Annotated in this window: 10 protein-coding genes; 6 read left to right on the top strand and 4 right to left on the bottom strand. The window is 60.6% G+C overall.

Annotated features, from left to right (window positions below):
- The first annotated feature begins 173 nt into the window (after positions 1 to 173).
- From hisB to F8N49_RS21395, 6 genes are all read left to right on the top strand, one after another.
- A complete protein-coding gene (gene hisB / locus F8N49_RS21420) occupies positions 174 to 767 on the top strand; it encodes an imidazoleglycerol-phosphate dehydratase HisB (RefSeq protein WP_016772125.1) in 594 nt (197 codons plus the stop codon).
- Positions 767 to 1405 carry an imidazole glycerol phosphate synthase subunit HisH gene (hisH, locus tag F8N49_RS21415; RefSeq protein ID WP_016772124.1) on the top strand — a complete coding sequence of 213 codons (639 nt, stop codon included), beginning with the start codon at positions 767 to 769 and terminating at the stop codon, positions 1403 to 1405. Before hisB ends, hisH begins: the two co-directional genes overlap by 1 nt.
- Positions 1406 to 1669, top strand: coding sequence for a DUF2164 domain-containing protein (locus F8N49_RS21410; RefSeq protein ID WP_071174108.1), 264 nt, complete (start codon positions 1406 to 1408; stop codon positions 1667 to 1669). It abuts the gene before it with no gap.
- A gap of 95 nt (positions 1670 to 1764) precedes the next feature.
- Complete coding sequence (gene hisA / locus F8N49_RS21405) at positions 1765 to 2502, top strand: 1-(5-phosphoribosyl)-5-[(5-phosphoribosylamino)methylideneamino]imidazole-4-carboxamide isomerase (RefSeq protein WP_056787231.1); 738 nt, start codon at positions 1765 to 1767, stop codon at positions 2500 to 2502.
- 9 nt (positions 2503 to 2511) lie between these two features.
- On the top strand, positions 2512 to 3282 hold the full coding sequence (hisF, locus tag F8N49_RS21400; RefSeq protein ID WP_016772122.1) for an imidazole glycerol phosphate synthase subunit HisF: 771 nt from the start codon (positions 2512 to 2514) through the stop codon (positions 3280 to 3282).
- 73 nt (positions 3283 to 3355) lie between these two features.
- Positions 3356 to 4111, top strand: coding sequence for an ABC transporter substrate-binding protein (locus F8N49_RS21395; protein WP_151552458.1), 756 nt, complete (start codon positions 3356 to 3358; stop codon positions 4109 to 4111).
- Here the strand turns inward: F8N49_RS21395 and F8N49_RS21390 are convergent.
- From F8N49_RS21390 to F8N49_RS21375, 4 genes are all read right to left on the bottom strand, one after another.
- A complete protein-coding gene (locus F8N49_RS21390; protein ID WP_110644810.1) occupies positions 4092 to 5465 on the bottom strand; it encodes a Vps62-related protein in 1374 nt (457 codons plus the stop codon). The genes F8N49_RS21395 and F8N49_RS21390 overlap by 20 nt on opposite strands.
- Positions 5466 to 5580: 115 nt before the next feature.
- Entirely contained in the window at positions 5581 to 6357 is a 777-nt protein-coding gene (locus F8N49_RS21385) for a divergent polysaccharide deacetylase family protein (protein WP_122699880.1), read from the bottom strand.
- A gap of 2 nt (positions 6358 to 6359) precedes the next feature.
- Complete coding sequence (locus F8N49_RS21380; RefSeq protein WP_039756590.1) at positions 6360 to 7679, bottom strand: S41 family peptidase; 1320 nt, start codon at positions 7677 to 7679, stop codon at positions 6360 to 6362.
- Positions 7680 to 7710: 31 nt separating this feature from the next.
- On the bottom strand, positions 7711 to 8997 hold the full coding sequence (locus tag F8N49_RS21375) for a murein hydrolase activator EnvC (RefSeq protein ID WP_093105956.1): 1287 nt from the start codon (positions 8995 to 8997) through the stop codon (positions 7711 to 7713).
- Positions 8998 to 9087 lie beyond the last annotated feature (90 nt).

Raw genomic sequence — 9087 nt, 5'->3', positions numbered from 1 at the left:
CAGGCTCGCTCCCACATTCGTTTATGGCATGCCTGTACTGGCTTGTATGGACATGTCTACCCGCGACAGCCGGGCGTTCTATCCGTCAGGCATCTCACCTCTCGTGTTTCTGTTTGCCTCCTGCGTGCCTATAATGGCTGCCTTTTTCGCCCAATGATTTTGCGGAGCTGGTGATGGCCGAACGTAAGGCGTCTGTCGAGCGCGACACTCTGGAAACCCAGATCAAAGCCTCGATCAACCTTGATGGCACCGGAAAGGCCCGATTCGATATCGGTGTACCTTTTCTTGAGCACATGCTGGACCAGATCGCCCGTCACGGGTTGATCGACCTGGATATCGAATGCAAGGGCGATCTGCATATCGACGACCACCATACGGTGGAAGACGTCGGTATCACCCTCGGCCAGGCGTTCGCCAAAGCCATCGGCGACAAAAAAGGCATCCGTCGCTACGGCCATGCCTACGTGCCGCTCGATGAAGCGCTGTCGCGCGTGGTGATCGATTTCTCCGGTCGCCCGGGCCTGCAGATGCACGTGCCGTACACCCGCGCTACCGTCGGCGGTTTCGACGTTGACCTGTTCCAGGAGTTTTTCCAGGGCTTCGTCAACCACGCGCTGGTCAGCGTGCACATCGACAATCTGCGCGGCACCAACACCCACCACCAGATCGAAACCGTGTTCAAGGCTTTCGGCCGCGCGCTGCGCATGGCCGTCGAGCTGGACGAGCGCATGGCCGGGCAAATGCCATCGACCAAAGGCGTTCTGTAATGCAGACGGTTGCAGTTATCGACTACGGCATGGGTAACCTGCACTCGGTGGCCAAGGCCCTGGAGCACGTCGGCGCTGGCAAGGTGCTGATCACCAGCGATGCGAACGTGATTCGCGAAGCCGACCGCGTGGTATTCCCGGGCGTTGGCGCGATTCGCGATTGCATGGCGGAGATCCGTCGCCTCGGCTTCGACTCGCTGGTCCGTGAGGTCAGCCAGGATCGGCCGTTCCTCGGCATCTGTGTCGGCATGCAAGCCCTGCTCGATACCAGCGAAGAGAACGCCGGCGTCGACTGCATCGGCCTGTTTCCGGGCGCGGTGAAATTCTTCGGCAAGGATCTGCACGAAGACGGCGAGCACCTGAAGGTCCCGCACATGGGCTGGAACGAGGTGAAGCAGAACATCAGTCACCCGCTGTGGCATGACATCCCGGATCTGGCACGTTTCTACTTCGTGCACAGCTACTATATCGCCGCCGCCAATGCGCGGCAGGTGGTGGGCAGCGGTCATTACGGTGTCGATTTTGCCGCAGCGCTGGCCGATGGCTCGCGTTTCGCCGTGCAGTTCCACCCGGAGAAAAGCCATACCCACGGCCTGCAACTGCTGCAGAACTTCGCTGCGTGGGACGGTCGCTGGTAAATGGCTGTCAAGAAATCCAGACCGCCGATTCTGACCCTCACTCCCGAGCAGGAGAGCGAGGCCAATCGCAAGATTCAGCGGTTCATGGAAGACCGTTTCGAACTGGACCTGGGTTCGTTCGAGGCGGCGGAAATTCTTGAGCTGTTTACCCGCGAGATTGCTCCGCACTATTACAACAGGGCGATTTTCGATGTGCAGACCCACCTCAAGGAACGGTTTGAAAGCATCGAAAGCGACCTGTGGGCGCTCGAAAAAAGCAGCTGAAAGCTACAAGCTTCAAGCTGCAAGAGTGAAACGAACACACGCATGCTTGCAGCTTATGGCTTGCAGCTTGCCGCTCTTTTGACGAAGGAAAAAGCATGCTGATTATTCCCGCTATCGATCTCAAAGACGGTGCCTGCGTACGTCTGCGCCAGGGCCGCATGGAAGATTCCACGGTGTTCTCCGATGACCCGGTGAGCATGGCTGCCAAGTGGGTGGAGGGCGGTTGCCGCCGTCTGCATCTGGTCGACCTCAACGGCGCGTTCGAAGGCCAGCCGGTCAACGGCGAAGTGGTCACCGCGATCGCCAAGCGCTACCCGACCCTGCCGATCCAGATCGGTGGCGGCATCCGTTCGCTGGAAACCATTGAGCATTACGTCAAGGCCGGCGTCAGCTACGTGATCATCGGCACCAAAGCCGTAAAAGATCCGGCGTTCGTTGCTGAAGCCTGCCGTGCGTTTCCGGGCAAGATCATTGTCGGTCTGGATGCCAAAGACGGTTTCGTCGCCACCGACGGCTGGGCTGAGATCAGCACCGTGCAGGTCATTGACCTGGCCAAGCAGTTCGAAGCCGACGGCGTGTCCTCGATCGTTTATACCGACATCGCCAAAGACGGCATGATGCAGGGCTGCAACGTACCATTCACCGCTGCGCTGGCCGCTGCCACCAGGATTCCGGTGATCGCTTCCGGCGGCATCCATAACCTGGGTGACATCAAGTCGCTGCTCGACGCCAAGGCACCGGGCATCATCGGCGCGATTACCGGCCGGGCGATCTACGAAGGCACTCTCGACGTCGCCGAAGCGCAAGCTTTCTGCGATTCGTACCAAGGCTGAGGACTGACAATGGCGCTGGCCAAACGCATCATCCCTTGCCTGGACGTGGACAACGGCCGGGTCGTCAAAGGTGTGAAGTTCGAGAACATCCGCGACGCCGGTGACCCGGTGGAAATCGCCCGTCGCTACGACGAGCAGGGCGCCGACGAGATTACCTTTCTCGACATCACCGCCAGCGTCGATGGTCGTGACACTACGCTGCATACCGTCGAGCGCATGGCCAGCCAGGTGTTCATTCCGCTGACCGTCGGCGGTGGCGTGCGTACCGTGCAGGACATCCGCAACCTGCTCAATGCCGGCGCGGACAAGGTGTCGATCAACACTGCTGCCGTGTTCAACCCGGAATTCGTAGGCGAAGCCGCGCAGCATTTCGGCTCGCAGTGCATCGTCGTCGCCATCGACGCCAAGAAAGTCTCCGGCCCCGGCGAAACCCCGCGCTGGGAAATCTTCACCCACGGCGGGCGCAAGCCAACCGGCCTCGACGCGGTCGAGTGGGCGAAGAAAATGGAAGGCCTCGGTGCTGGCGAAATCCTCCTGACCAGCATGGATCAGGACGGCATGAAAAACGGCTTCGACCTCGGCGTGACCCGCGCCATCAGCGACGCGCTGGGCATTCCGGTGATCGCTTCCGGTGGCGTCGGCAATTTGCAGCATCTGGCCGACGGCATTCTCGAAGGCCATGCCAGTGCGGTGCTGGCGGCAAGTATTTTCCACTTCGGCGAATACACCGTGCAGGAAGCCAAGGCCTACATGTCGCATCGCGGCATCGTCATGCGCTAAAGCGTACAGGCCAGTGGACAGCATGGCGCGCCCAAGGCACTCTTGGGCACGCCATGGATTCCGGTAGCCCGACATGATCAAACGCCTGCTTGTTGTTCTCACCAGCGCCTCGTTGTTGTTCATCAGCAATGCCCGGGCCGAAACCAGTCCCGACACCGATCTGGTGCTGCTCACCGAGAACTTCCCGCCGTACAACATGGCGAAGAACGGCAAGAACTTCGCCCAGGGCGACAACATCAACGGTATTGCCACGGACATCGTTCGCGAGATGTTCCAGCGCGCCGGCCTCACTTACAGCCTGACCCTGCGTTTCCCCTGGGAACGTGTCTACAAGCTCGCCCTGGAAAATCCCGGTTACGGGGCCTTCGTCATGGCGCGCCTGCCCGATCGCGAAAGACTGTTCAAATGGGTCGGCCCGATCGGCCCGGACGACTGGATCCTGCTGGCCAAGGCTGACAGCAAGATCACCCTCGAGACCCTCAACGACGCGCGCAAATACAAGATCGGCGCCTACAAGGGTGACGCGATTGCCGAGACACTCACCAAGCAAGGCCTCAAACCAGTGGTGGTGCTGCGCGATCAGGACAACGCTAAAAAGCTGCTCAATGGCCAGATCGATCTGTGGGCCACGGGTGATCCTGCCGGCCGTTATCTGGCACGGCAGGATGGCGTGACCGGTCTGAAGACCGTGCTGCGCTTCAACAGCGCCGAGTTGTACCTGGCGCTGAACAAGGATGTTTCCGATGAGGTCGTCGCCAGGTTGCAGACCGCGCTGGATCAGTTGCGCAAGGAAGGCGTGGTCGATGAAATCATGGCGCGCTATCTGTAACGGCTGACTCCTCGGGCTCTGGCAGGGAGGTGCTGATTTCGCCCTCGGTCGCAGGCGCAAGCACAGTCTGATCTTCGACCGCCTCTGGCTCCGAAGCGACGATGATTGCAGGCTCGGTGGGTGCGTACTGGCTGATGTGCAGGCTATTGCCATCGGTGTAGCTGAAACCTTCCGTCACTGACGTACCGTCTGCGCGCACCAGGCTGTATTCGCTCTGCGCCAGATAAGCCGCCACGGAGCGGTTTTTGTCCACCACCGCAATCACTTCGATGGTCGCTGTATTGAGCCATTCATTCGAATGCAGTTCGCATTGGGTGAAATCGTGGCCCAGCCGTGCGGAAAACATCAGCGCGCCGTGCTGACGGGTTTGCCATTGGGCGCCGAATTCGATGGATGTGGTCTGGGTGAAAGTACGCAAGCCGCCAGTACGCTGGGCACGAGGCGCGTTCCATCTGAATATCTGGCTGTCGTTGCCACTGTTGCGTGCGTGACCGACGAGGATGTAGCGATCCTTGCGTTCAAGCAGATAGAAGGGCGAGTGACGCCATTGCTCAGCGGCGGTGTAACGCGGATCGTTGACCGTGAACCAGGGGAGGCTGGCGGTGTAAGTCGCATCGTCCGTTGCCTCTACAGGTGTTGGCGTCTCGCCGCACAGCACCGGTGGCGATGGGCGTGTAGACATCTGCAGGCCGATCTGCAAGCGCAAGCAGTAGACCGGGAAACTGGCCGGTCGGGTGTAGTCACTCAGGCTGAAAAAACTGCCCGATGCCAAATAGACTTCGCCCGGCAAAGCGGCTGGAGGAACGGCGCTCCAGGTGCTGACGCGCTGTCGGGCCTTGCTGCCCTTGTCGTCCCAGAGCAGATCGGTGGTATTCGACGCGATCACCAGGTCTTCGCGAACGCAGCGCACCGCGTTGAGCGACGGTTTTTCATGATCGTTCGAGCACACCGACCCCAGCGCTACGTAGCCTGCGGGAGCTAGCGGTCGCCAGATCGACAGATCTCTTTTCGAGCCTGATCCGGAGTCCTTCCAGACCAGCTCGTAATCATCGGGACGTCGCAGTGCCCTGCCTTTGGTGGGGTCAGTGCTGGCAATGTCTGCCTCACAAACAACCGCGACCACGCGTTCACCGTTGATGTTGCCAACGCCTCTGGTGACGAAGTCGCCCAAGGGGAAATAACCGGGCAGCGCGTCGGGAGCCGGGGTCGGGCGCCAGAACGACGCGGGTCTGGCCGACAAACCGGTGGTATCCCAGATGCGCAGAAATTCTGTTGTGAAGTTGATCAGCAGGTTATCGATGCGGATCGGTTCAGTCCGCCCAACGGGCGGGACAATCGGGGCATTGCTTGTCATGGGCACTCCTGATAGTTGAAAGCGACTCAAAGGAGCCGCGACCTGTTGCAGGTCTCACTATCCGGAAGGGGGAGGGTCGTTCGGTGGTAACTATGTATTGCAACGTGATCGGGTTTTACCGGTAAACGCCGTCCTTGCCATGCCCGGCCATGGCGCGGTTGCTGCGCACACTGATCATCTGCCTGATATCGATCCAGTCGATGCCTTGCGCTTTGAGTCTGGGTAATTCGCGCTCCAGCACCGCCAGGGTCTGCGGATACGGATGGCCGATCATCACCGCTGAGCCCTGTTTGTGCGCCAGGGTGATCGCGGTCTGCAACTGATTGGCAATGGCCGCTTCGGTGCGCTCATCATCGAGAAACACGTCTCTGGAAACGCTGGCCAGATCGATTTTCTGCGCCTGCTGCGCAGCGACCGTTTGAGCGCTGGTGCGGCTGTCGACGAAGAACTTGTGCCGACGCTGCAATTCGCCCATCAACCACGCCATGGCCGCAGGCTGCGCGGTCATGCGGCTGCCCATGTGATTGTTGATGCCGGCGGTGAACGGGACTTTTTCAAACGCGGCATTCAGGCGTTTCTGCAGCTCTTCGATGGGCAGCTCGGGGTGCCAGGCATACGGCCCGGTGGCCGGATCCATGGGCATGTGCAGGATGACGATCTTGCCGGCGCGATGGGCTTCGCGGGCAAATTCGGTGGCGTGGGGGGTGTCGGGCATGATCGCCGCCGTGACCGGGCCGGGCAGGGCGAGCACGCGACGATCCCGGGGCAGGTTCTGCCCCAGGTCATCGATGATCAATGTCAGGTAGGCTTTGTGCGGCGAGGAGCTGGCGGGCTCTGCTTGGGCAAAACCCGCCAGACAGCACAACAGGACGCAGAGTGCGCGGAGCAACATCCTCAGCGGCCGGAGGTGATGCTCAGGCCTTTGAGCAGGCTCAGGGCCTGGGCCAGCTGGTAATCGTCATCCTGCGGCATCGCTTTGGCCTTGCCGCCGGAACCGCTCGGTTTGTCGGCGCCACCGTTGCCGTTGCCCAAATGACCTTGCAGATCGGCTTCCTTGAAGTATTCGCTGTCGGCTTCGTTGGTGATCTTCGCGCGGCGCACTTCGATGTCCGGCACGATGCCCTGAGCCTGGATCGAGCGGCCGTTCGGCGTGAAGTACAGCGCGGTGGTGATCTTCAGCGCGCGGTCGTTGTTCAGCGGCAGCACGGTCTGCACCGAACCCTTGCCGAAACTGGTGGTGCCCATGACCACGGCACGCTTCTGGTCCTGCAGGGCGCCGGCGACGATTTCCGAAGCTGAGGCACTGCCACCGTTGATCAGCACGACCATCGGCACCGCTTCGCTTTCGTCCTTGCCGGTGGCGGAGAAGCGCAATTCGGAGTTGGCAATGCGGCCCTTGGTGTAGACGATCAGGCCTTTGGTGATGAAGTGGTCGACCACTTCCACTGCCGATTGCAGTACGCCGCCCGGGTTGTTGCGCAGGTCGAGAATGATGCCGTTGAGCTTCTTGCCGTTGTCCTTGCGCAGTTTGGCCAGAGCCTTGGAGACTTCTTCGCCGGTCTTGACCTGGAACTGGGTGATGCGGATGTAGCCGTAGCCCGATTCCAGCAGTTGCGCCTTGACGCTTTTCACCTGAATCACTGCACGGGCCAGGGTCACATCGAACGGCGTGCCGCCATCGCGAACCAGGGTCAGGGTGATTTTCTGGCCGATCTTGCCGCGCATCTTGTCGACGGCTTCGGTCATGGTCTGGCCGCGGGTTGGCTGGCCGTTGATCTTGACGATGAAGTCGCCAGCCTGAATGCCGGCCTTCGACGCCGGGGTGTCGTCGATCGGCGAGACAACCTTGATGAAGCCGTCTTCGGCGCCGACTTCGATGCCCAGGCCGCCGAATTCACCGCTGGTGCTTTCCTGCAATTCGGTGAAGTCTTCCGGGCCAAGGTAGGCCGAATGCGGATCGAGGTTGCTGAGCATGCCCTTGATCGCGTTTTCCAGCAGGGTCTTGTCGTCCACAGGTTCGACGTACGCGGCTTTGATCCGGTCCATGACCTCGGCGAAGGTGCGCAGCTCTTCCAGCGGCAACGGCGCCTTGGCGGTCGCGGCAGTGCCTGCCGGAGCGACGGTCGGGGCCGGTTGCGCGGCGAACGCCAGAGGCGCGCCGATCACCAGTGCGATCGTCAGGGCCAGCGAGGTAAGGCGGGACAAATGCAGCATGTCGAACGAACTCCTGAATTAGATGGTGCGCTTATCCTTGCGCACGACACCATTGCGCCGGATCACTCGGGTGACCCTGCTGACGAATTGCGAAATACAGCGCTGGCGTGTCCTGACCGCCACTGTTACCGACAGTGGAAATCGACTCGCCAGCCTTGACCACATCACCCGCCGACTTGAGCAGCGTCTGGTTGTGGCCGTAAAGACTCAGAAAACCGTTGCCGTGATCGAGAATCACCAGCAAACCGGCACCGCGCAGCCAATCGGCAAACACCACGCGCCCACCGTGTACGGCGTGCACCTGGCTGCCGGCGGAAGCGCTGATCATCACGCCATCCCACTTGGTGCGGGCGTCGTCGCCACGGCTTTCACCGAAGCGTGCGAGTAATCGACCATCAACCGGCCACGGAAGTTTTCCCCGGGTTGCAGCAAAAGGCCCACCAAAGGTTTCGCCGCTGCTCGATACCAGCGCGCCGGGGCTTGATCTGGCGGGTTTTCGTGGGGCGTCGCTGTTATCAGCCTGCGCCTCACGCAAACGCTTTTTTTCCGCTTCCTGCTGGGCGATCAGCGCTTTCTGCCGCGCTTCTTCTGCCTCACGAGCCTGACGGGCCAGGGTTTCTTCAATGGTTTTAAGGACTTTAGACAGGTCTGCCTGATCCTGCTCGCGGGCGGCAAGTTTCTGGTCGCGGGCCTTGACGTCGTCATTGAGTTTGGCAAGGACCTGCTGGCGTTCCTTGCGGACTTTCTCGAGTGCTTCGCGCTGCGTGTCGAGGTCGCTTTTCTGCACCAGCAACTGCGCTTGCTGCAGGCCGATGTCTTTTTCGACATTGGCCAGCTGGCGCAGGGTTTCGTTGAAGTTCTTCAACTGCTCCAGGCGTGCCTGGCTCAGGTAGTCGTAATAGGTGAGGGTGCGGGCGAACTTCTCGGGGTTCTGCTGATTGAGCAGCAGCTTGAGGTATTCCTGGCGGCCGTTCTGATACGCCGCTCGGGCCTGAATGGCGATCAGTCGCTGCTGTTCAGTGCGCGCGCTCTGGAGTTTTTTTTTCTCTGCATCGAGCCGCTGTAGCTCGGATTCGCTTTTCTGCAGTTCTTTCTGCAGCGCGTCGACCTGCTTCTGCAGCTTGCCCATCTCGGTTTCAGTGCCCTTGAGCTCTTTTTGCACGCCGGACTTTTCTTCCTGCAGCTTGCCCAGGAGTTTTTTCAGCTCGGCGATATCCTGACGCGTGGCGTCCAACTGCTGTTGGGTTTGCGCGCGCTCGTCGGCGAAGGCCGGCTGGAGCAGACAGGTCAGAGCAAGGGCGATCAGGACGCGAAGCATAGGGGCGGGCGGCACCAGGGTAAGGGACGGCCTAGTATGCCCGCCCGAGGCTGCAAAAAAAACGCCCAATTGGGGCTGTGTGATAACTGG

The sequence above is a fragment of the Pseudomonas sp. GXM4 genome (assembly GCF_008923895.1).
Lineage (GTDB): Bacteria > Pseudomonadota > Gammaproteobacteria > Pseudomonadales > Pseudomonadaceae > Aquipseudomonas > Aquipseudomonas atacamensis.
Note: the sequence above shows the minus strand (reverse complement) of the source record. Positions and strands in the feature narration are given on the sequence as shown.